Below are 23031 nucleotides of genomic sequence, written 5' to 3'. Positions count from 1 at the left end.
GCGCCGAGGAGCGACCGCCCCCGGAAGCTTCGCGGCACAATTTCGTGGGGTTGGACGATCTGGAGGGTGGCGTGTCGCGCGCCGCTCCGAAGGGCTCGCGTGGCCGGCACACGTGCCGGCGGGCCCCCAGGAACCCATGACAGAGGGGGGCACGGAATGCTGGCAGCGGGCATTTCGAACGCCCGCGTCGTGGGGAGCATGATGGACAGAGATTCTTTCGCCTACGACTTCGACGCGCCCGACTCGGACTGGAACTACGAGCCGTCGCGGGCCGAGCTGTTCCGGCAGATCGCCGCGCCGCTCTACACCACCGATGCCGAGGGCTGGCTCACCTATTACAACGACGCGGCGGCCGAGCTGTGGGGCTTCCGCCCCGTGATCGGCAAGGCGCGCTGGTGCGGCGCGTGGCGGCTCTACAACCCGGACGGATCGGCGTTGCCGCACGACCTCTGCCCGATGGCGGTGACCCTGCGCGAGGGCGCGGCCGTGCGCGGGGCGCAGGCGGTGCTGGAGCGGCCGGACGGCAGCCGAGCGGCCTTCATGCCCTATCCGACGCCGCTGCGCGACGAGACCGGCGCCCTCGTGGGCGGCTCCAACATCCTGTTGAAGGTGGAACGGACGGCACGCCGCATGTCGACCGTCCGCGGCGGCGGCACCGGCGCACACCGCGCTCTGGCCGGGCGCCCTGCCCGTTTCGCGGGCATGCACGGATGTTCGGCGTGAGCGTTGCCGGCCGCCCCGCGCCGATCCACGTCGAAGAGGCGGGCCGCGGCCCCTGAGCCGCGCCCCCGCGAACGACAGGAGGAAACCGATGTCGATCGAAACGAACTGGAGCCTCGACGCCGTCCAGACCCTGCGCAGCCTCGCCCGCGAGGGCATGCCGGTCTCGGTCATCAGCCTGAGGCTCAAACGCCCGGTGGAAGCCGTAAGCGCCAAGCTCGCGGAACTCGGGATCACGCCGAAGATCGAGGCGTGATCGCGGCGCTCGGACCGGGTGCAACGGTGGGGGCGGTGCCGGACGGGGCTCGGCGAGCCCTCCTGAACCGCCCCACCTCCTCACAAGGGGAGGCGCGTGCCCTGTTCTACTCCCCCCGCGACCTTTGAAGTCTTCGATCCTCGACGGTCGCGGGGCGTCGAGCTTTTCCGGCCAGCGTTCGCGTCGCCTCGAGCGAACGCGCCCTTCATCGCGAGTCCGGACGCCCTACCACGTCCCCGTATTCTCCATCGAAGCCCAGGGCTCCTGCGGCGGCTGGGCGGGGCCCTTCTGCAGGATCTCGATCGAGATGCCGTCCGGCGAGCGGACGAAGGCCATGTAGCCGTCGCGTGGAGGGCGATTGATGGTGATGCCGGTGTCCCTCAGCTTGGCGCAGAAGGCGTAGATGTCCTCGACCCGATAGGCGAGGTGACCGAAATTGCGCCCTCCCGAATATTCCTCCGGGTCCCAGTTGTAGGTCAGCTCGACCATCGGCGACTTTTCCGACCTGGCGCGATCGACGTCGCCGGGGGCGGCGAGGAAGACGAGAGTGAAGCGGCCCTTCTCGTTCTCGACGCGCCGAACCTCCTGGAGGCCGAAGGCGTCGACGTAGAAGGCGAGCGCGCGGTCGAGATCGGCCACGCGGACCATCGTGTGCAGGTATTCCATGGCAGTCCCGAACAACGTCAGCGAAGGGTCGAGCGCCTATCTGGCTCGCGGTCGCGAAGCGTCAACGGGCCGTCGATGAAGCGCGGCACCGGCGTCTCAAGGGCGCGGGCCGCCGCCTCGTATTCGGCCGCCATGTCGCGCAGGGCCGGCACGGACGGGTCGGCGCTGAGATCGAGCTGATCGGCGAAGCGCCGGCACTGCTCGGCGCGGCGGCGGAAGGCGGCGGCGGTGGGGGTCATGGCGCCGATGATCTTACGGAAGAGCGGACCGGGCAGCGGTGCCGCCCGTCACACCGCGACGGCAATGGGGGCGCCAACGTTCTCGACGGCCGGGCCGGTGCGGACGTGATGACCGGCTACGGCGGCAGCGACACGTTCCATGTCGACAACGCGGGCGACCGGACCGTCGAAGTCAGGGTCAGGGGCAGCGACGCCGTCACCGACACGGTGGTGGCGTCGGTCGGCTACGCGCTCAAGGCCGGCGAGAACATCGAGGTTTTGCGGACGATCGACGCCGCGGGCAAAGCGGCGATCAACCTGACCGGCAACGCGTACGGACAGACGGTGGTCGGCAACAACGGCGCCAACGTCCTGAACGGAGACCTGGGCCAGGACGTCCTGACCGGACGGGGCGGGGCCGACACCTTCGTCTTCGACACCGCTCTCGGGGCCGGCAACGTGGATCGCATCACCGATTTCTCCGCGCCCGCCGACACGATCCGGCTGGAGAACGCGATCTCCACCGCGCTCGGGGCGGGCGAACTGGCCTCGGACCGCTTCAAGGATCTCGGCGTGGCCGGTGCCAAGCTCGATGCCAGCGACCGCATCGTCTACGACCGGACGACGGGCGTCCTGTCCTACGATGCCGACGGCAGCGGGACGAAGGCCGCGATGGTGCAGGTCGCCCTCATCGACACCAAGGCGGTGCTGACGGCGGCCGACTTCTTCGTCGTGTGACGCGGCCCGCGCGCCGCCCCGGCCACCGCCGAGACAGGTTTCCCTCTCGCGAGGCCCCCCTGCCTCGCCCGGCGTCGATCGACGATGCGGTCAAATCTTTTTGACGCAGGCGGCGGTGCCGCCGCGTTGCGACCCGCCTTCGACAGGCTAGAACGCCGGCCGCCCTCGAGGAACGACGCCGACTGCTGATGACCTCATCCGCCGAACGCCTGACGCCCGCCGCATCGGGCCTGCGCCCGGACAGCGGAAACGCTGCAATGGCCGGGACGCTGCCGGCTCACCGATCGGTCGAGGAGATCCTGGCCCATCCCGACTTCCCGGCCGCGCGCGCCCTGTTCGTCGCGGAGCACGCCAAGGTCTACGAGGCCGGCACCTTCCCGGCGCAGCTCGGCGCCGATATCGGCCGCGTGACGACGCTCGCCATCATCGTCTGCCTGCATGCCGCCTACGATCCGGCGGATCGCGCGACCTGGCCGACGCTCAACCGTCTCAAGGACCGGGTGGCCCGGTTCGGCTTCGCCAGCCCCCGGCTGATCGACGACTTCGTCGCCCGCCTCGGCCAGACCGGCTACGTCGCGATGGAGCGCCAGCCCGAGGACAGCCGGGTGCGCCTGCTCAAGCCCACCGAGCGCCTGCTCGCCTGGGACCGGGAGTGGATGGCGGCGCATTTCGCCCCCCTCGACCTCCTTTATCCCGATCCGGGCTACGGCCCGCCCGGACGGCGCGATCCCGCCTTCCAGGCCGTCCACGCGGGCGCGGCGCTGGCGGCCTTCGACGCCATCATCGCGATGACCTGGAGCAACCTGGAGATCGTGTTCTTCCTCAGCGCCACGAGCGCGCTCATCATCCTGCTGTCGTTCTTCGAGATGGGCGGGGCCGATCCCGAAAGCCGCATCCGCGAATCCGACCTCGCGCATCTCGCGCCGCGCTTCGGCGTGTCGCGCACGCATATCCGCAACATCCTGGCCGTCGCCCGGGAGCGGGGCTTCCTCACCCGCTCGGGGCCCCGCAACGCGTTCATCCGCCTGACCCCGCGCTGGACCACGGCCTTCGATCGCTTCATCGCCGACAGCCTCGCCCAATCGGACCTGACCTATCGGCTCGCCCTGCGGGCGATGGGAGCGGACGCGCTCTACCGGGGCTGACGGCACGCGACCCTCGCATCGCCCCGCAGTCCGGGCCGACGAGGTTCCGTCGTCGGCGAAAACCTCTAGAAGTCGGGGAAAGCCGCAGGCGAGCCCCGATCACACCATGCGCACCGAGACGCCGCCGACCGTCCGCCTCGAGGATTACCGCCCGAGCGATCACCTGATCGACCGGGTCGAGCTCGATGTCCGGCTCGATCCCCACGACACCCGCGTCACCGCCCGCCTCGCGATCCGTCCGAACCCGGCGGGGCGTCCGGGCGCGCCCCTCGTCCTCGACGGCGACGACCTGCGGCTCTTGGCGCTCGACCTCGACGGGCAGCCGCTGGCGCCCGCCGCCTTCCGGGTTGCCCCCTCGGCGCTGACCCTGCCGGAGCCGCCGGGGCGGCCCTTCACGCTGACGATCGAGACGCGGATCGACCCGAGCGCCAACACGAAGCTGATGGGGCTCTACCGCTCCAACGGCGTCTACTGCACCCAATGCGAGGCCGACGGCTTCCGGCGGATCACCTACTTCCTCGACCGGCCGGACGTGATGGCCGTCTACACCACGCGGATCGAGGCCGAGGAGGCGCAAGCGCCGGTGCTGCTCGGCAACGGCAACCCGGTCGAATCGGGCAGGATCGAGGGGACGGGACGCCACTTCGCGGTCTGGCACGATCCGCATCCGAAGCCCGCCTATCTCTTCGCCCTCGTCGGCGGTTGCCTCGACCGGGTGGCGAAGAGCTTCGACACCAGGGAAGGCCGCACCGTCGAACTCGCGGTCCATGTCGAGCCGGGCAAGGCCGAGCGCGCGGCCTACGCGCTCGACGCCGTCGAGCGCTCCATGGTCTGGGACGAGCGGGCGTTCGGCCGTGCCTACGATCTCGACGTGTTCAACGTCGTCGCCGTGTCCGACTTCAACATGGGCGCGATGGAGAACAAGGGCCTCAACATCTTCAACGACAAGTTCGTGCTGGCCTCCCCCGAGACCGCGACCGACGCCGACTACGCGGCGATCGAGGCGATCATCGCCCACGAGTATTTCCACAACTGGTCGGGCAACCGCGTCACCTGCCGCGACTGGTTCCAGCTCTGCCTGAAGGAAGGCCTGACGGTCTTCCGCGATCAGGAATTCTCGTCCGACATGCGCTCGCGCGACGTCCACCGCATCGGCGAGGTGCGGACCCTGCGCGCCCGCCAGTTCCCGGAGGATGCCGGCCCCCTGGCCCACCCGGTCCGGCCGCGGCAATACGCCGAGATCAACAACTTCTACACGGCCACCGTCTACGAGAAGGGCGCCGAGATCGTCAGGATGCTGCGCACGCTGGTCGGCGAGAGCGCCTTCCGCGCCGGCATGGACCGCTATTTTTCCGACAACGACGGCCGGGCCGCGACCGTCGAGGATTTCCTGGTGGCCTTCGAGGCGGAGTCGGGTCGCGACCTCGCCCGCTTCGCCGAATGGTACGAGCGCCCCGGCACGCCGCGGGTCGCCGTCACCGGCACCTACGACGCGGCGGAACGGACCTACCGCCTGGATTTCCGCCAGACGCGCCCCGGCGCCGGGGACGACGCGCCGCCCCTCGTCATCCCGGTCCGGCTCGGACTGGTCGGTCCGGACGGTCCTCTCGGGGAGGCGACATGCCCGCAGGTCGAGGACGGCGTGTTCGTGCTCGACGCGTTCGAGGCCGCGCTGACCTTCGACGACGTGACCGCGCCGCCGGTGCCCTCGCTGTTTCGCGGCTTCTCGGCGCCGGTGCGGGTCGACATGGCGATGGACGATGCCGACCGGCTCACCCTGCTGCGGCACGATTCCGACGGCTTCAACCGCTGGGAGGCGGCCCAGCGCGTCGCCGCCCGCCTCATGATCGGGGCGCTCCGAGGCGCCGCGACCGACGCCGGGGCGGATGCCTTCGCGGCGGCGCTCGGCGCCTTCCTCGACGCGCGGGCGCTCGACGATCCGGCCTTCGCCGCCCTGGTGCTGGCGCTTCCGAGCGAGAACGACCTCGCCGACGAGATCGGTGCCGAGATCGACCCGGATGCGATCTGTTCCGCCCGCCGGGCGCTGCGGGTCCGGATCGGGGCCAGCTTGAACCCGCGCCTGCGCGCCCTGCGGGACGCGCTGGCCGAGCCCGCGGGCACGCCGTTCTCGCCGGACGCCGCCTCGGCCGGACGGCGGTCACTGCGGAGCGCCGCGCTCGATCTGATCGCCGCCGCCGATCCGGCGGACGGCACCGCCCTGGCGCGGGCGCAGATCGCCGCCGCCACCAACATGACCGACCGGCTCGCCGGCCTGTCCACCCTCGCGCTCCTGCCCGGCTCGGCCCGCGAGGCGGAGTTCGCCGCTTTCGCCGAGTGCTACGTCGACGAGCCCCTCGTGCTCGACAAGTGGTTCGCGATCCAGGCGACGATCCCCGAGGACGGCACGATCGAGCGGGTGCGCCGGCTCCAGACGCATCCGGCCTTCGCGATGACCAACCCGAACCGGGTGCGCGCGCTGGTCGGCAGCTTCGCGCTCGCCAACCCGACCCAGTTCAACCGGGCCGACGGGGCGGGCTTCGCCCTCACCGCCGAAACGGTGCTCGCCCTCGACCGGACCAATCCGCAGGTCGCCGCCCGCCTGATGACGGCCTTCGGATCCTGGCGCCGCCTGGAGCCGGTGCGACGCGCCGCGGCGGAGTCGGCCCTGCGTCGCATCCTTGCCACGCCCGGTCTCTCCCGCGACGTCACCGATATCGCCGGGCGAAGCCTCGCGAATCGGTAACTGCCTGAGACGGCTCACCTTTCGAGAATCGGGCGGGTCCCGGCACGGACTCCGATCGCGCGTTTCGTCAACGCTCCCCCTCAAAAAGGGCGTGGACAAAGCGGCCGTCACGATGCTCAATATGAATACGATTCGAAAACAGCCGGTGTGGCACCGGCCGGGTCGGACTTATCCACCATTGCGAGGTTCCGATATGCCGGGGGCGGTTTCCGCGTCCCTGTCCGCACGTGCGCGCGCGGATACGATTCTCGGCGTCCAGCGTCCGAGCGGCACCGCGCAGACCCGCCTCGTTCGGGCGGAGGCTTGGCTGCGCTACGCCCTGCCGGCGCTCCTCGCGGTCTTCCTGCTCGGCCTCGCCGCCGTCTCGGCGCTGCAGCTACGCGGGCGCTACGAGGCGGCGTTGGAGTCGACTCGGCGGGAGGTCGAGACCGTCGCGCGGCTGGCCGCCTCCGTCCTTCCGGCGGACGAGGCCGCGATCGGGCTGGATCGGGTGCTGCCGCTGCATCTCCTGCCGAGCGGCGGTCGCGTGCTGGTGATCGACGGCGCCGGCGCGATCCGCGCCGCCCATCCGGCCCTGCCGAGCGGGACCGATTCGTTCGGCGCGTTCCTGGCCGGCGGCGAGCCGCTCGCCATTCTCGGCGAGAGCGCCGGAGCGATGACGGTCGGCCTGCACGGAGGCGGGCAGGCCGTCGCGGCCGTGATGCGCCGGCCCGGCAGCGCCCTGCAGGTCGCGGTGATCCGGCCGCTGGCGCCGATCGACGCCGAGTGGTGGCGCCTGTTCTGGAGCCACGCGGTCGTCCTCTGCGCCATCGCCCTGATGATGGGCGGGATCGCCGCCGCCTACATGATTCAGACGCGCCGGGCGCGCTCGGCGGACGAGGTCTGCGACCTCGTCAAGCAGCGCCTCGACACCGCGCTCGGACGCGGGCGCTGCGGCCTGTGGGACTGGGACATCGCCCGCGGGACGATCTTCTGGACCGACTCGATGTACGCCCTGCTCGGCTACACGCCGGAGAAGGACCTGCTCTCCTTCGGCGACGTCAACGCACTGCTCCATGCCGAGGACGGCGACCTCTACGGCCTCGCCCGCCAGCTCGCCGCGAGCCACGCCACCCTCGACCACGAGTTCCGGATCCGCGACGCCTCGGGCGCCTGGATCTGGCTGCGCACCCGCGCCGAGATCGTCGAGGACCCCTCCGACGGCAGCCGCCACCTCATCGGCATCGCCATGGACGTGACCGAGCAACGGCGCCTGGCCGAGACCAACGCCACCGCCGACATGCGCCTGCGGGACGCGGTCGAGGCGGTCTCCGAGGCCTTCGTGTTGTGGGATGCCGGCAACCGGCTGGTCCTGTGCAACTCGAAGTTCCGCGACCTCTACGCGCTCACCAGCCACGACGCGGTGCCGGGCCGGCGCTACGACGAGATCATGGGTCAGGGCGCGCTGCCCCCGGTGCGCCGGGACATCCCCGGACCCGAGCGCGGGCCGGCCCGCACCTTCGAGCTGGAACTGACCGACGGCCGCTGGCTGCAGGTGAGCGAGCGGCGCACCAAGGACGGCGGCTACGTCTCGGTCGGCACCGACATCACCAGCCTCAAGCGCCATCAGGAACAGCTCGTCGCCTCCGAGCGCGAGCTGATCGAGACGGTCAAGGACCTCAAGCGCTCCCGCCGCGCCCTGGAACTCCAGACCCAGCAGCTCGCCGATCTGGCCGAGCGCCATCACGACCAGAAGGCGCGGGCCGAGATCGCCAACCAAGCGAAGTCCGAGTTCCTGGCCAACATGAGCCACGAGCTGCGCACGCCGCTCAACGCCATCATGGGCTTCGCCGAGCTGATGGAGAGCGAGGTCTACGGAACCCTCGGCTCGCCCCGCTACGCCGATTACTGCCGCGACATCCAGCAGAGCGGCACCTACCTGCTCTCGGTCATCGACGACATCCTGCACATGTCGCGGATCGAGGCGAAGCGGGTGAAGCTGGTGCCCCGCGAGATCGCCCTGGATGCCGCCATCTCGGCCACCGTGATGATGGTCGCCAAGGAGGCCGCGGGCAAAGCGGTGACGATCCGCATGGACGTCCCTTCGCATCTGCGCGTCTTCGCCGACGAGCGCGCCCTGCAGCAGATCCTGCTCAACATCGTTCAGAACGCGGTCAAGTTCACGCCCGAGGGTGGGCGGGTAGGCCTGCGCGGGAGGGCCTGCGGCGGCTTCCTCCACCTGTTCGTCGCCGACACCGGCATCGGCATCCCGAAATCCGCGATCGCCAAGCTCGGCCGGCCGTTCGAGCAGGTCGAGACCAACCTGACGCGCAGCTACAAGGGCTCGGGACTCGGGCTCGCCATCGCCCGCTCCACTGCCGAGTTGCACGGCGGGTCCGTACGGATCCGCTCCGAGGAAGGTCAGGGCACGATCGTGCTGGTGCGCCTGCCTCGGCCTACGGCCGGGGAAACCGGCGGGCCGAAGCGGGACCCGATCCGGAAAGCCGACCGGCCCCGCGCGACGAACCCGGCGCCGGAGCCGGTTCGCGAGATCGTCGCGACACTCCGGACGACGCATGCGGCCATTCCGGCGGGCATCGTCCGCGCGGCCGGCAGACCCGGCCGGGAGATCTCGCATTTCGTCTGATCTCTTGGTCGGCGGATCTCCCAAACCGAGGCGCCCCCGTCCCGAGCGATCCCGGGGCTGCTCGGGATCGGCAAGCTGGAGCATCGGCCCGAAGGGGGATACCGGCTTTCGGCAAAAACCGATGCGGCGGAAGAACCGAGAGGATCGTGGTGGGGCCCGGGCAACCTCGGGCGGAGAGAAGCGAAGCGTCGGCGCAGGGCAATCGCTCGAAGCCGCTTTGCGGCTTCGCGGCGCGAAGAGCGCCGCGCGGAGCGGGCTTTTCAGGACATCCGTCCTGAAAAGCGTCGAGCGGAGCGAAAGCCTGAGCCCGCGGAGGCGGGCGCCGGCGACTGAGGCAAGTCGACAAAACCAGGGACATCGCTTCAAGCGATTGCCCTGAGCGTCGGCGCCCGAGGGATTGACGTCCGAACCGAACGCCCCGCCATGAGCAGAAAGCGTCAGCCCGGCTGGCCCACCAGCCAGCCCGCCTGGACCGTCAGTTCGGTGCGGTAGACCGGCAGCCCGTCCGCGTCGCGGGCGGTGACGGACATCCGGCGCTCGTTGTGGGCGACGACCTCGAAGCGGGCGATGTCGAGGAGCGTGCGCATCGCCAGCGAGGCGACCGCCTCGGTTTCGTCGAGTTCCGTGCCTTCCTCGTCGACCGTGAGACCGCCGTTCTCGACGTCGAAGTAATACCGCGGCATGTGCCTCGAATCCCGGAACAGACATTGCCGTCTGATAACCGGCATCCGCCTCGCGGTTTCCGTGCTCTGCGGCGTCCCGCCTTCACGGTCGCGAATGGGCTACGCCAGTTCCTCGTGCCAGGTTCGGCCGTCGCGCTCGATCAGGGCGATGGCCGCGGTCGGGCCCCAGCTTCCGGCGGCGTAGGGACGAGGCGGTTCGGGACGTTCGGCCCAGGCCTTGAGCAGCGTATCGGCCCAGGCCCAAGCGACCTCGACCTCGTCGCGGCGCATGAACAGCGTGGCGTTGCCGCGCACCACGTCCATCAGCAGGCGCTCGTAGGCGTCCGGGTAGCGCTGCTTGAAGGCCTCCTCGAAGGAGATGTCGAGGTTGGTCGGGCGAAGCCGCATCCCGCCGGGGCCGGGGTCCTTGGTCATCACTTCGAGCTTCATGCCCTCCTCCGGCTGGAGGCGGATGACGAGGCGGTTCGGCTCGCGCCCGAACGATTCCGATGGGAAGATCGAGAACGGCGAGGCGCGGAACTGCACCACGATCTCGGAATGCTTCTTGGGCAGGCGCTTGCCGGTGCGCACGTAGAAGGGCACGCCGGCCCAGCGCCAGGTCCGCACCTCGAGCTTGAGCGCCACGAAGGTCTCGGTGCGGCTCGACGGGTGGTCGCCGAGATCGGTCTGGTAACCCGTGACCGGCTGGCCGCCGACCGCGCCGGCGGCGTACTGGCCGCGCACGGTCACGGTCTGCACGTCCGCGGCGGTGATGGGCTTGAGGGCGCGCAGCACCTTCAGCTTCTCGTCGCGCACCGAATCGGCGTCGAGCGAGATCGGGCTCTCCATCGCGGTGAGGCAGAGGAGCTGGAGGATGTGGTTCTGCACCATGTCCCGCAGCGCGCCCGAGGTGTCGTAGTAGCCGGCCCGGCCCTCGACGCCGACGGTCTCGCCGACCGTGATCTGCACGTGGTCGATCACGTCGGCGTTCCACAGCCGCTCGAAGATCGTGTTGGCGAAGCGCAGGGCCAGGAGGTTCTGCACCGTCTCCTTGCCGAGATAGTGGTCGATCCGGAAGATCTGGCTCTCGGGGAAGACCGCGCCGACGGCGTCGTTGATGGCGCGGGCGGATTTGAGGTCCTTGCCGATCGGCTTCTCCAGCACGACGCGGGTGTTCTCGCCGATCAGGCCGTGTCGGTCGAGGCTCCGGCAGATCGCGCCGTAGAGGTCGGGCGAGGTGGCGAGGTAGAACGGCCGGATGCGGTCGGGCCGCTCGTCGAGCATCCGCTTCAGCTCCCCCCACCCGTCCTCGCCGAGCGCGTCCACCGCCACGTAGAACAGGTGGTCGAGGAAGCCCCGGAGCTTCGCCTCGTCGATGTCGCCGGCCGGCACGAAGCTCAGGAGCGCGTCGCGGGCCCGCGCGCGGAAGTCCTCCGTGCCGAGTTCCGTGCGCGAGGCGCCGATGATGCGGCTCGATTCCGGGATCTGCCCGTCGCGGAAGCGCTGGTAGAGGGCGGGCAGCAGCTTGCGCTGGGTCAGGTCCCCGGTGGCGCCGAAGACGACGTAGTCGAAGGACGAGACGGGAATGATGGTGGCCACGTCGGCTCCCATGGTTCGCGCGGGCGGGCTTCCTCCGGCCGCGGCGTCTGGCCGAAGGGTTATCGGCCGGGGAGGGGCGAATGCAAAGGCCTCGCCGAAACGGATCGGGCGCGGTGAAGCCCCGGCCGGCGGTGTCCCGGCCGCCGGCCGGGACGGCGGTTCGCCCGGCCGGATGCGGACGCGTCAGAGCTGGAAGGGGATGTCGCGGATCGCGAACGCCGACAGGTCGGGGGCGTAGAGGCCGATCATCGGCCCCTCCGCCGCGTAGCCGAAGAACCGGGTCACGGCCCCCGGCAGAGCGGATTCGAGGCGGGCACAGACCGTCAGGCGGGCCAGCGAGGCGGGCGGGAAGATCAGGTAGTCGGGCGGCAGCGACGCGGCCGCGACCCCCTGCATCCGCGGCGAGAACTGCCACGCCCGGATCGCGTGGGCGATCTTGAGCGTCATCTGGTCCTCGAACACGATCGCGCCGTCCGGAGCGGGCTGGGCGGTGTAGAGGCGCCCGGTCAGCGCGTCGAAGCGCCCCTCCGCCGAGGCCGCGGCGTAGACCTGCTTCCAGCGGCCGGACAGGACGTACTCGGCATCGACGAGCAGGAGCGGCCCATCGCTCAGGCCGTCGCAATGGGCGGCGAGCGCGGCCGCGACGCTCGGGAAGGCCGTCGGCTCGCCGTCCGGCCCGATGCCCTCGGCACTGCCCTCCCCGCCACTCTCCCCGCCGCCCTTGGGCCAGGCCGCGGCGAGATGTCGGCAGCCGGCGACGAGGGCGCGGTTGGCCTTCCGCCACTGCTCGTAGGCCTGGGCATCGCGGGCGTGGACGAAGACCGCGAGCGGCGGCGCGGGCGCGTCGTCGGCGACCCGCAGGTCGGTCAGCGGCGTCGGCAGGCGCAGCAGCGCGAGGTTCGCGAGGTGATCCTCGACGAAGGTGATCTGGTTGTCGGCCCGGGCGATGCGGTAGCGGCCCAGCGTCACCGGCAGGAACACCGGCGGGCGGCGCTCGGTGTAGCGCAGGATCAGTTCCCAATCGACGAGGCGCCGCATGCTCTCGTTGAAGCCGCCGAGCTCGTCGTAAAGCTCGCGGCGGTGCATGAAGACGTTGAGGTCGATGAAGTTGCGCCGCTCCAGGCGGCTGCGGTTGAACGGCGCCATCCGCAGGAAGCGGAACTCGTCGCGGTCGTAGTGCGCCAGGTACTCCCAGATCTCCTGACCGGCGTAGGCCGTTGTCGTCTCCGGCGCGCCGCGCAGCGCGTCGAGCATGACCGCGAGGTAGTGCGGGCTCCAGACGTTGTCGGAATCGATGTAGGCGATGAACGGACCCCGGGCCTCGCGCAGGCCGGCATTGCGCGCGGCGGAGACGCCGCTGTTCTGCGCCAGCTCGATCAGGCGGATGCGCGGATCGTCGAAGCTCTTGATCACCGCGACGCTGTCGTCCGCGCTGCCGTCGTCGACGATGAGGAACTCGAAGTTGGCGTAGGTCTGGGCGAGGACGGACTGGATCGCCTCGGCGACGATCTTCTCCCGGTTGAACACCGGCATGACCACGCTGACGAGGTCGGTCTGGGGCGCCTTCTCGGACCGGGCGATGCGCAGCATCCGCTCCAGCGTGATCGCGTCGAGGATGGCCGGGATCTCCTCGACCTGCCCGTAGGGCATCCGCTCCTCGTTGTAGGACCAGCGCAGGAACTGCTCGAAATCGAAGGTCTTGCTGAACCCCCGGCTCGGATTGACGATGCTGATCTGCCGCTTGGCCAGGACGTCCGTGCGCCCGGCGGCACAAGCGGTCGCCTCCAGGGCGAGATGCTTGAACACGTCGTTGGGCAGCGCGACCTGGAAGGCGTGGTCGCCGGCGCCGATCTTGGCCTTCTCCAGGTCGGCCCGCCAGATATCCGCCCGGACGCCCCGGACCACCGTCTCCGTGCCGACCGAGATGTCGAGAAGGGTCGCGACGCCCGGATGGGCCGCGTCGTAGGCCCAGCCGTTCAGGCGCCCGGCCACCACGTTGCCGAAGGCCGCCTTGTGCTGGACCGGACGCTTCTCAAGCACCGGCAGGTCCGTCAGCGGCCGCGCGGTCTCGTCGAGGCCGAGGATCCGCCGGCCGTCGCCGCGGGTGCGCAGCTCGAACTGGTGCGCCTCACCGTCCTCCGAGGCGAAGGACACCGGCGCCCTGAAGCCGGATTTCCGGGCAAAGCCGGCGCCCTCGACATCGGCCCGATCGTCGGTGACGTCGATGGCGCGGACCGGCGAGCCGTCGCGGAACACCCAGACCTGGCCGGGACCCCATTTCCCGTTCTCGCCCTTCTCGGCGACCCATCCCCGGACGTTGCCGCCGCCGAACACTTCGAGGCGACCCTCGGTGACGGCGGTCTCCTTCAGCGTCACATCGTCCAGGCGCTTGGGGAGATCGACGCGACCGCTCACGCCCTTGGCGCCGTCCTCCAGGGCGGCGGCGACGCAGCGCTCGAACACCCGCAGCAGGCCGGCATTGCTCTGGAGGATCTTGTCCTGCCACGGCTGGACGAAGTCCCGCTCGATCCCGGCGGCGACGGCGGCCGCATCGTAGCCGCCGCCCAAGCGCTTGCCCCACCGCTCGCTGAAGACGAAGCGGTTCCGCAGCAGGTAATAGGTGTAGTAGAGGGCCGGGAAGTCGCCCGCCTTCGAGCGTTTGTTGTGCGACACCCGGGCATCGGGAACGACGACGCACTTGACGCCGCGGTCCTTGAAGGAGAGGCACCAGTGCGTCTCCTCGTAATAGAGGAAGTAATCCTCCGGGATGTGGCCGATCTTCGGCAGCAGGGCGAGCGGGACGAACAGGGCGCAGCCGTTGAGGACATCGACCTCGTAGGGGGTCTTCGGCAGGGCGGCGGCGGTCCCGCCCTCGAAGAGCTGGTTGACCACGACCCCCTCCGGGCCGGCGAAGGCGACGCCGCCGCCGTAGCCGACACGTCCGTCCGCGTTCATCACCGCCGGGGCGATGACCGCGTCGGGCCGGGCGTTCCGGACCAGGATGTCGAGGGCGGCGGCCGTCACGGCGACATCGGGATTGACGATGAAGCCGTACTCGCAGCCCTCCTGCCGCATCAGTTCGAGCAGGGCGTTGTTGCCGCCGGCATAGCCCTGGTTGTCCCCGTCATAGGCGTAGACGTCGACCCGCTCCATCAGGTTGCGGTTGGGCCGCTGGCCCGCCGCGTTGTCGTAGACGTAGACGCGGACCGCGCGTCCCCCCACGCTCTTGGGGAGTTCGGCGGTCAGGCGCTCGATGTCGTCGACGCTGAAGTAGTTGACGAGCGCGATGCCGATCGCGCCGGCCGCCTTGCGGGTCCGGCGATGGACGAGGATCGGGCGCTTCCGGCCGTCGGTCTCGATCGTCAGCCGCTCGGCCGGCATGGCCTGCCGCAGCTTCTGCAGGAAGCTCTCGCCGTGCACGCTCCAGGCGTTCCTGCGCGCGAATTCCGCGGATCGCACGCCGCTCTTGGCCACGTCCTCGGGCGCCGCGAGGGCGACGAGCATCGCCTGGCGCAGGCCGTCGGGCGCGGCGGGATCGTAGGCGATGCCGATCTGCTCCTCGGCGACGAAGCGCAGGGTCGGGCTCGACGGGACGATCACCGGCTTGGCGTAGCTGGCGGCGAGCAGCACCGAGCCCGAGGTCAGGATCTGGCGGTAGGGCAGCACGATCGCGTCGGCCGCGGCGCAGATGCGGGCGAGGTCGTGGGGCGGCAGGAAGCCCGTGAGCACCCGCAGGTTCGGGTTCATGTCGGCGAGCAGCTTGACGCTGCCGGCCGAGAACGGCGCGACCGGCTTGCCGGCCACGACGAGGTAGGCATTCGGATGGCTGCGGACCACCTCCTCGAAGGCGGCCAGCAGCACGTCGATGCCCTTGTAGGGCCGCAACTGCCCCACGAAGGCGAACACGAACGCGTCCTCGGGCACGCCGAGCAGCCAGCGGGCGCGGTCCCTCGGCATGGCCGGCGGGTAGTAGCCGAGATAGCTGCCGTGCGGGACGACGACGACCTTGGCGGGATCGACCGGATAGACCGCGTTGACCGCCTCGATCGCCGCCTCGCTGTGGAGGTGGATCAGGCTCGCCGCCTCGGAAAGACGCGCCGAGAACTCCACCTCGAAGTCGCCGAGCCGGCGGTCGTGCGAGACCACATTGTGGATCGTCCACACGAACAGGCCGCCGCCGGCCTTGAACAGACGCACCGCCGAGAGGAACTCGTCGGCCTTGGCCTGATAATCGTGGATGTCCGCCGAGCCGGCGAAGAGCGGCTCGGGCCAGTGCAGGTGGTAGACGACCTGGCGTGTCTCGGTCGCGAGCGCCGCGATCGCCTCCTGGATCGTCCCGTAGGAATAGTCGCCGGCCTTGGCGAGCGCGCTGTAGAGTCCGGTCTGGTAGGGGTTGCTCGGCGAGTAGTCGGGAAAGGCGAACAGGCGGATGTCGCCGCGGGGCTTCGCGGCCGGCGCCTTCTTTGCGGCCGGCTTCTCGGCGGGAGCGGGCGCGGGTGCCGCGGCGGCGGGAGGCGGGGGTGCTGCGGGAGCGGGCGATGGCGTTTCGGACTCGGCGGCGGGTGTCGAAGCGGTTGGACGCCCGAACCACCGATTGACGTTCACCATCGTTACGCTTCTCCGGTGTCTTTAACGTAGCGCCTCGAAACGTGAGGTTTGCCGCACCGAGCCGCCGGCGGGCGGATTGCGGTGACGCGACCTCGGGAGGCGCACGATCATGCCGTTCCGCGAAGGGGCTTGCCGCAGAGCACTGCGTAGAGCACACTTCCGCATCGCACCTACTATGGGCGGCCCCGCTCCGCAAGGGCATTCCGCGGCGGGCAGGCGGCCGAAAGACTGCATTGGCGAACCGGCGCGCCGAGCCTTCCACTGAAATTAAGCGCACCCGTCGTGAAATGAGCCTGTATTCGCTTCCGGCTCTTTGAAAGAAATCTCATCACAGGATGAACCGGCAGTCGCGGACTCTATCGGACGCCGCTCGAAACGTCGTCGATCCTGCGGCTCCGCATCACTCTTCATAGGCCCGGCGGGCGCGACTTCCGATCGAGTTGTACTCGGCGGTCGCGGTCGCGGAGGGTTCGGAGGGCGCCTCGGCCGCGGGCGGCAGTTTCGCGATCCGGTCGATATGCACGCCCGCGTAATTGCCGCGGCGCCACGCCAACGTGACCCGCATGACGAAATCGCGCCCGACGATCTTGAGCATGAAGGTCGCCGGCAGTTCCCAGGAACTCGGCACGCCGAGCTTGGCCCCGGATTTCGAGATATCCTTGACGTTGCAGGGGATCTCGGTGCCGTCGAACAGCCGGATCATGGCGATCCAGTTGGTGGCCATGCGCGCTTCGCGCCGCGGGACGACGCCGCCCGGAGCGGCGTCGTCGTCCGAAGCGGCCCCGAGGGCGGACGAAGGCGGGACGTCCTGGCTGCGTTGATCCGGCATGGGGCAGTTCGTGATGGGTCCGTCTCATAGCCATTAGCGGAAATGCGTTTCTACAAGGTTTTAGCGTCCATCCCCGCTCCGGCCGCGCCATCGTGCCGCGTGGCCGAACCGTGCCGCGCGGCGCTCCGGAATGCGCGCATTGCTGCACAGCGAAAGCAATCGTTTCTCTTGCGTTGCAACATGAAATGCGCTGCACGCAAGTCGATTTTCCCCTTGCCAGACCGGAACGACTGATTAACGTGTGCCCCGTTCCGACGCGTTCGAAGATTGGCCCAAGGCAGGGAGTGGTCCCATGTCCGAGCACATTCGCGTGAAACCGACCCAGGACGGCACCTACACGGTCTACCGTGGCCCGCTCGCCCTCGTGTCGGGCCTCACTCGGCTGCAAGCCGAACGCTACGAGGCCAGCATCGCCCGGCAGCGGGCGGCCTCGACGGTGGTCGCCGGCTGACCGGCGGCCTCATCACTGGACCGTCGAGGGCGCGGCGCCGGAGGGTGCCGCGCCCTTCTCACGTCTCGGGCGTCGTTTCCGCCAGGATCCAGGCCGCCGTGTCCGGGTCGGCGCCCGCCGCGGGCAGGTACAGGATGATCGGCGTGTCGTAGGGGTGGCGCGCCTTGAGGGCGGCACCGAGCGCCTCGGCCAGCCCCTCGCGGCTCTTCAGGATGGCGACGACCTCGGTCGATCGCTCGACCGCGCCCTTCCAGGCATAGACCGACTGCATGTCGGGCAGCACGTTCACGCAAGCTGCGAGCCGGGCGCGCACCAGCGCCTCGCCGACGGAGAGCGCCGTCGGCGCGTCGGGGAAGGTCGTGTAGACGAGGAGCATGCGCTCCATGCTATGGCTCTCCTGAAGCAGGTGGGTCCGGCAGTGGAGCCGGTGCGGCCTGTATCCGTCAACGGGGCCGACAGACCGATGCCGCGGCGTTTTTCACGGATCGCCTTCGTGGCGAGCCCCACGCCGGAGGCGCGGGAGGCGGCGGACCTGCTGATGCGCCGCTACGACCACGTCCCGCCGGAAGAGGCCGACGTGGTGGTGGCGCTCGGCGGCGACGGCCTGATGCTGCAGGTGCTCCACCGCTTCATGAACGACCCGAAGCCGATCTACGGGATGAACCGCGGCACGGTCGGCTTCCTGATGAACGAGTTCCGCGAGGATGCCCTGCCGGAGCGGCTGGAGGCGACCAAGCGCTCGACGATCCACCCGATGACCATGGTGGCGACCGACACGGAGGGGCGCAGCCACACGGCGCGGGCGATCAACGAAGTCTACATGCTGCGCCAGACCCACCAGACGGCGAAGCTCAAGGTCTCGGTGGACGACCACGTGCGCCTGCCCGAACTCATCGCCGACGGCATCCTGGCGGCGACCCCCGCGGGCTCGACCGCCTACAACCTCTCGGTCGGCGGGCCGATCCTGCCGCTCAACGCGCAGCTCATGGCGCTGACCCCGATCTCGGCCTTCCGCCCCCGGCGCTGGCGCGGGGCCCTGCTGCCGAACCACGCCCGCATCCGCATCGACGTGATCGACGCCACCTACCGCCCCGTGGCGGCGGTGGCCGACCACACCGAGTTCCGCCGGGTCTGCACGGTGGAAACATGGCTCGACCACGCCACCAGCCTCGTGCTGCTGCACGATCCCGGCCACAGCCTGGAAGAGCGGATCTTGAGGGAGCAGTTCGGCTGAGTGCGGCCGAGTCGCCTCAGGGCATGTCCGCGATGCGGCTGCCCTTGATCAACGCGACGAGCTGGCTCTGCTGGTGCGTGCCGGTCTTGTGCAGGATCCGCTCCAAGTAGGACCGGGCGGTGTTGAGGCGAAGGGATTCGCCCGCCGCCGCTTCCTTGAGGGACCGCCCGCCTGCGAGCGCGGCGGCGAGCCGCGCCTCCTTCGGCGTCAGATCGAACAGGCCGCGCAGCAAGGCGAGATCCGGGACGTTGCCGTCCATGCCGACCGGCGTCACGACGAGGAGCGTGGTCCCGCCGAAGACATCGTTGGCCGCGCCGCGCACGGGAACGACGTGAACGATGGCGGGCGGGCGCTCGGGCGCGCCCGGCACCGGGATCGAGCGGGCCGCGCCCGAGCGCTCCGAGGCGTCGAGGGCGGCTCGCAGCAGGGCGTCGGCAGGCGCGTGGGCGAGAACCAGACGGCCGTGGGCGGCGGGCACCACCTCCGGCGTCTCGTCGAGAAGCCCGTTGGTCGCCAGGACCCGGCCGCTGAAGGCGAGACTCGCAGCGGGCAGTCCCAGCGCTTCGAGAGTCGCGACGGCCGCCCGGGCCCGCTCCAGTCCGAGCCGGGCGGCGATCAGGGCCGAGCGTGCGAGGTGCGGACGCAGACCGTCGAGGACGGTGACCGCCTCCGGCGGGTGACGGCCCTTGTCGAGCCGACGCTCGAAGGTGAGTCCCACCGCCTCGCCGCTCGGCATCGCGATCAGGGTCGCGAGCTGGGCGCCGAGACCGATCTGCTCCAGCCGCGGGATGACCGGATCGCGGGCGATCTGGACGGGCGTGAGCAGATCGAGGGTATGGACGAAGCCGGCATGGTCGTGGACGGCGACCGCCGCGGGACGCTCGCAAGTCCGCCAGAGCCCGCTGGCGATGAAGTCGGAGAGCGTTGCGCGGATCGCGTCGGTCGCGGCCCAGAGCGGCGGATGGCCGGCCTTGATGATCTGGAGCGCACCGCTCGCCGAGCCGGAGCGTGCGCCGATCTCGTCGAGGATCGCGGGCCACAGCTCGGGAAAGAAGGCGGCCTCGTAGGCCCGGTCGATCAGATCCTCATGCATCCACGATCGCACTTCGCTCGCGGTTGGGTCCGGAGCCGATCCCCGGAGACGCCGAGTCGCGACGCGATCCTACAGGAACGGCTCCCGGAATGCCGCGTATCAAGGATTGCGCAGCACCGGCACGGTCTTGGGCGAGCCGAGGTCGTAGGTCTTGTTGCGCAGGGGATCGAGGCGGGTGCCCTCGGAGGCGTCGAAGGCCTTCGGACGCTGGCCGGGAGCGCCGTCGATCGTCGCGCCGTCGAGCGCCAGCGACGAGCCGCCGCCCGGCGCGTAGGCCGAGGCGCGGCCGGGGGTACCGGCGGGCTGGGTCGCGTTCGGCTCGGCGGTGTTGGGATCGACCTTGTCGACGCTGCCCGATTCCGGCTGCGGCGCCTCCTTGCGCGCGCGCTCGACCTGACGCCAGCGGGTGACGTTGCGCTGGTGGCCCTCCAGCGAATCGGCGAAGGCGTGGCCGCCGGTACCGTCGGCGACGAAGTACAGGTCCTTCGTGCGCGAGGGGTTGGCCACCGCTTCGAGCGCGGCGCGGCCCGGATTGGCGATCGGCCCCGGCGGCAGGCCCTCGATCACGTAGGTGTTGTAGGGGGTCGGGCGGTCGATCTCGGAGCGCAGGATGCCGCGGCCCAGCGTGCCGCGCCCGCCGACGAGGCCGTAGACGATGGTCGGGTCGGATTGCAGCTTCATCCGCTTCTGGAGGCGGTTGACGAACACGCCGGCCACCCGCGGGCGCTCGTCGGCGCGCCCCGTCTCCTTCTCGACGATGGAGGCGAGCGTCACCATCTCGGCAGGCGTCTTGACCGGCACCTCGGGGCTGCGGCGCTGCCAGATCTGGTTGAGCACCTCGCGCTGCTTGGCCCGCATCAGGTTGACGATCTGCTGGCGGGTGGCGCCGCGCTCGAACTTGTAGGTGTCGGGCAGGAGCGAGCCCTCGGGCGGGGTCTCGGCGATCTCGCCGGACAGCACGTCGTTCTCGTTCAGGCGCGCCACGATCTGCTCCGAGGTCAGGCCCTCCGGAAAGGTGATGGCGTGCTGGACCTGGCGGCCGGTCGCGAGCGTGTCGATGGCGTCGCGGACGCTGGCATGGGCCTTGAACACGTACTCGCCATGCTTGAGCGGGCCCTTGCCGCCGAAGCGGGCGGAGAGCTCGAACAGGTTGGGATGGTCGATCACGCCCTCGCGGGCGAGGATCTGGGCGATTTCGGAGGTGCCGCTGCGGCTGGGGATCACCACCACCTTGTCGGCCTGGAGCGGCCCGGGCTCGCTGGCCTGTCGGGTGACGAGCGTGATCCCGACGAGGGCGCCGAGCGCCACGATCACCGCGAGCGTGAGGAAGCCGCTGACGGCGGCGAGCAGGCCGCCGCGGCGGCGCTCGGGTTTCTCGGGCGGGGGCGGCGCCACCGTGGGTTTGAGCGCCTCGCTCGGGCTGCGCGGCGACAGGCGGTTGGGCAGCGACGGCTCCTCGGGAGCGGGCGGCGGCGAGGGCGGCGCTTGTCGTCTGCGGAACATCGGGACCCTGCTGGCGAGCCGCGCACGATCCCAGCGGGAATCGTCGCCGGAACGCCCGGAGCACGAGGCTCACGGCCGGCCGCGCGTGTCGGGCCGGACCCTTATGCGGTTTTGTGGCGAAATGGCGTTAACGGTCGCGGTGGACGCTCAATCCGCCCGGCGCATGAGCAGCGAGGCGTTGGTGCCGCCGAAGCCGAAGGAGTTCGACAGCACGGTGTCGACGCGCTTGCGCTTGGCCTCGTGCGGGATCAGGTCGATCGCCGTCTCGACCGACGGGTTGTCGAGGTTGAGCGTCGGCGGCATAACCCCGTCGCGGATCGCGAGCACGGAGAAGATCGCCTCGACGGCGCCTGCGGCCCCCAGCAGGTGCCCGATGGCGGACTTGGTGGAGGACATCGAGGCCTTGCCGGCATTATCGCCCAGCAGCCGCTCGACCGCCTTGAGTTCCAGTTCGTCGCCGAGCGGCGTCGAGGTGCCGTGGGCGTTGATGTAGTCGATCTCGGATGGGTCGATGCCCGCGCGCTTGACCGCCGCCTTCATGCAGCGGAAGCCGCCGTCGCCGTCGGGCGCGGGCGAGGTGATGTGGTAGGCGTCGCCCGACAATCCGTAGCCGATTACCTCGGCGTAGATCTTGGCGCCGCGGGCTTTGGCGTGCTCGTATTCCTCCAGCACGACGATGCCGGCGCCCTCGCCCATGACGAAGCCGTCGCGGTCGCGGTCGTAGGGGCGCGAGGCCTTGGTCGGATCGTCGTTGAAGCCGGTGGAGAGCGCGCGGCAGGCCGCGAAGCCCGCGAGCGAGAGCCGGTTGACCGGCGCCTCGGTGCCGCCGGCCACCATCACGTCGGCATCGCCCAAAGCGATCAGCCGGGAGGCGTCGCCGATGGCGTGCGCCCCGGTGGAGCAGGCGGTGACGACCGCGTGGTTCGGACCCTTGAGCCCGTGCTGGATCGAGACCTGCCCCGAGGCGAGGTTGATGATGCGGCCGGGAATGAAGAACGGCGAGATGCGCCGCGGCCCCTTCTCGTGGAGGGTGACGGAGGCGTCGTAGATCGTGCCGATGCCGCCGATGCCGGAGCCGATCAGGACGCCGGTGGCCTCCTGGTCGCGGTCCGATTTCGGGTGCCAGTCGGCGTCGTCGAGCGCTTGGCCCGCCGCAGCCATGGCGTAGACGATGAAGGGATCGACCTTGCGCTGCTCCTTCGCCTCCATCCACGTGTCGGGATTGAAGGTGCCGTCGCTGCCGTCGCCGAAGGGCAGCGTGCAGGCGATGCGGCAGGCGAGGTCGTCGGTCTGGAACGCGGTGACCTGGGAGGCGCCGCTGTCGCCGGCGATGAGCCGGCTCCAGGTGTGCTCGACGCTGCCTCCCAGCGGCGTGACCGCACCCAGACCCGTGATCACCACCCGACGCATCGCACGTTCCCGATCGATCCGCGACCCGGCCCGGTGACCGGGGCTCCATTGAACTGAAAGATAAAACGGCGCGCGGGGTCTATCGACCCCGCCCGCACGAGGACGTCTCCGATCAGGCGGAGTTCTTTTCCAGGAACTTGATCGCGTCGCCGACCGTCTGGATGGTCTCGGCGGCGTCGTCCGGGATCTCGACGTTGAACTCCTCCTCGAACGCCATCACCAGCTCGACGGTGTCGAGGCTGTCGGCGCCGAGATCGTCGATGAAGTTGGAGGCCTCGGTGACCTTCTCCGGCTCGACGCCCAGGTGCTCGACGACGATCTTCTTCACGCGCTCGGCGATATCGCTCATCGTTGTTGGTCCTCGTCTTCTCGATCGTGGTGGTTTTGTGCTTGACGAAAGCGCCGTGGCCGCCTTCCCGCTTCGGGGTTCTTCAAGGTCGGCCGTTGTTCGATCGCGCGTGGTTTGGAAAGCCGCAACCCGCTGAACCGTCAACTCCCCTGCACGGCTGAGCCGGGTGTTAACACAGGGT

19 protein-coding genes are annotated in these 23031 nt (G+C 70.2%); 8 read left to right on the top strand and 11 right to left on the bottom strand.

Annotated elements, in window-relative coordinates:
* The first annotated feature begins 201 nt into the window (after positions 1-201).
* Both HNR00_RS08355 and HNR00_RS08350 read left to right on the top strand, forming a co-directional pair.
* The gene (locus HNR00_RS08355) at positions 202-723 is read left to right on the top strand and encodes a hypothetical protein (protein WP_183567780.1); all 522 of its coding nucleotides are present in this window, start codon (positions 202-204) and stop codon (positions 721-723) included.
* Positions 724-811: 88 nt separating this feature from the next.
* The gene (locus tag HNR00_RS08350) at positions 812-976 is read left to right on the top strand and encodes a hypothetical protein (protein ID WP_183567777.1); all 165 of its coding nucleotides are present in this window, start codon (positions 812-814) and stop codon (positions 974-976) included.
* A 225-nt stretch (positions 977-1201) separates the two neighbouring features.
* Here HNR00_RS08350 and HNR00_RS08345 read toward each other — a convergent pair whose 3' ends face one another.
* Both HNR00_RS08345 and HNR00_RS08340 read right to left on the bottom strand, forming a co-directional pair.
* Complete coding sequence (locus HNR00_RS08345; RefSeq protein WP_183567774.1) at positions 1202-1642, bottom strand: VOC family protein; 441 nt, start codon at positions 1640-1642, stop codon at positions 1202-1204.
* 17 nt (positions 1643-1659) lie between these two features.
* Positions 1660-1881: a hypothetical protein gene (locus HNR00_RS08340; RefSeq protein ID WP_183567771.1), complete on the bottom strand. Its 222-nt coding sequence runs from the start codon at positions 1879-1881 to the stop codon at positions 1660-1662.
* Between HNR00_RS08340 and HNR00_RS08335 the strand changes: the two genes are divergently transcribed.
* The 4 genes from HNR00_RS08335 to HNR00_RS08320 all read left to right on the top strand — a co-directional run bounded on the left by HNR00_RS08335 (position 1813) and on the right by HNR00_RS08320 (position 9112).
* Positions 1813-2598: a calcium-binding protein gene (locus tag HNR00_RS08335; protein ID WP_312886023.1), complete on the top strand. Its 786-nt coding sequence runs from the start codon at positions 1813-1815 to the stop codon at positions 2596-2598. The two genes, HNR00_RS08340 and HNR00_RS08335, sit on opposite strands and share 69 nt — an antisense overlap.
* A 257-nt stretch (positions 2599-2855) precedes the next feature.
* On the top strand, positions 2856-3743 hold the full coding sequence (locus tag HNR00_RS08330; protein ID WP_183568229.1) for a hypothetical protein: 888 nt from the start codon (positions 2856-2858) through the stop codon (positions 3741-3743).
* Positions 3744-3849: 106 nt separating this feature from the next.
* Positions 3850-6486, top strand: coding sequence for an aminopeptidase N (gene pepN / locus HNR00_RS08325; RefSeq protein WP_183567763.1), 2637 nt, complete (start codon positions 3850-3852; stop codon positions 6484-6486).
* Between the two features lie 193 nt (positions 6487-6679).
* On the top strand, positions 6680-9112 hold the full coding sequence (locus tag HNR00_RS08320; protein WP_246390431.1) for a PAS domain-containing sensor histidine kinase: 2433 nt from the start codon (positions 6680-6682) through the stop codon (positions 9110-9112).
* A gap of 437 nt (positions 9113-9549) precedes the next feature.
* Here HNR00_RS08320 and HNR00_RS08315 read toward each other — a convergent pair whose 3' ends face one another.
* The 4 genes from HNR00_RS08315 to HNR00_RS08300 all read right to left on the bottom strand — a co-directional run bounded on the left by HNR00_RS08315 (position 9550) and on the right by HNR00_RS08300 (position 16810).
* Positions 9550-9795, bottom strand: coding sequence for a DUF6894 family protein (locus HNR00_RS08315; RefSeq protein WP_183567760.1), 246 nt, complete (start codon positions 9793-9795; stop codon positions 9550-9552).
* Between the two features lie 99 nt (positions 9796-9894).
* Entirely contained in the window at positions 9895-11373 is a 1479-nt protein-coding gene (zwf, locus tag HNR00_RS08310; protein WP_183567758.1) for a glucose-6-phosphate dehydrogenase, read from the bottom strand.
* 183 nt (positions 11374-11556) lie between these two features.
* Entirely contained in the window at positions 11557-15981 is a 4425-nt protein-coding gene (locus HNR00_RS08305) for a glycosyltransferase (protein WP_183567755.1), read from the bottom strand.
* Between the two features lie 400 nt (positions 15982-16381).
* Positions 16382-16810 (bottom strand): PilZ domain-containing protein, encoded by a 429-nt coding sequence (locus HNR00_RS08300; RefSeq protein ID WP_183567752.1) that lies wholly within the window; start codon positions 16808-16810, stop codon positions 16382-16384.
* A 292-nt stretch (positions 16811-17102) separates the two neighbouring features.
* Between HNR00_RS08300 and HNR00_RS08295 the strand changes: the two genes are divergently transcribed.
* On the top strand, positions 17103-17261 hold the full coding sequence (locus tag HNR00_RS08295; RefSeq protein WP_183567749.1) for a hypothetical protein: 159 nt from the start codon (positions 17103-17105) through the stop codon (positions 17259-17261).
* Positions 17262-17319: 58 nt separating this feature from the next.
* On the opposite strand, the gene cutA is transcribed toward HNR00_RS08295, so the two are convergent.
* The gene (gene cutA, locus HNR00_RS08290) at positions 17320-17646 is read right to left on the bottom strand and encodes a divalent-cation tolerance protein CutA (protein WP_183567745.1); all 327 of its coding nucleotides are present in this window, start codon (positions 17644-17646) and stop codon (positions 17320-17322) included.
* A 78-nt stretch (positions 17647-17724) separates the two neighbouring features.
* Here cutA and HNR00_RS08285 point away from each other — a divergent pair, with 78 nt between their 5' ends.
* Entirely contained in the window at positions 17725-18495 is a 771-nt protein-coding gene (locus tag HNR00_RS08285; RefSeq protein ID WP_183567742.1) for an NAD kinase, read from the top strand.
* A 16-nt stretch (positions 18496-18511) separates the two neighbouring features.
* On the opposite strand, the gene HNR00_RS08280 is transcribed toward HNR00_RS08285, so the two are convergent.
* The 4 genes from HNR00_RS08280 to HNR00_RS08265 form a co-directional block, all read right to left on the bottom strand.
* Complete coding sequence (locus HNR00_RS08280; RefSeq protein WP_183567739.1) at positions 18512-19588, bottom strand: helix-turn-helix transcriptional regulator; 1077 nt, start codon at positions 19586-19588, stop codon at positions 18512-18514.
* Positions 19589-19687: 99 nt separating this feature from the next.
* Complete coding sequence (gene mltG / locus HNR00_RS08275; RefSeq protein ID WP_183567735.1) at positions 19688-21091, bottom strand: endolytic transglycosylase MltG; 1404 nt, start codon at positions 21089-21091, stop codon at positions 19688-19690.
* Positions 21092-21238: 147 nt separating this feature from the next.
* Positions 21239-22501 (bottom strand): beta-ketoacyl-ACP synthase II, encoded by a 1263-nt coding sequence (gene fabF, locus HNR00_RS08270; RefSeq protein ID WP_183567732.1) that lies wholly within the window; start codon positions 22499-22501, stop codon positions 21239-21241.
* A gap of 112 nt (positions 22502-22613) precedes the next feature.
* Complete coding sequence (locus HNR00_RS08265) at positions 22614-22850, bottom strand: acyl carrier protein (RefSeq protein WP_003599981.1); 237 nt, start codon at positions 22848-22850, stop codon at positions 22614-22616.
* Between the last annotated feature and the right edge of the window lie 181 nt (positions 22851-23031).

The organism is Methylorubrum rhodinum, assembly GCF_014199935.1.
Taxonomy (GTDB): domain Bacteria; phylum Pseudomonadota; class Alphaproteobacteria; order Rhizobiales; family Beijerinckiaceae; genus Methylobacterium; species Methylobacterium rhodinum.
This window is presented reverse-complemented; position numbering and strand designations above follow the sequence as displayed.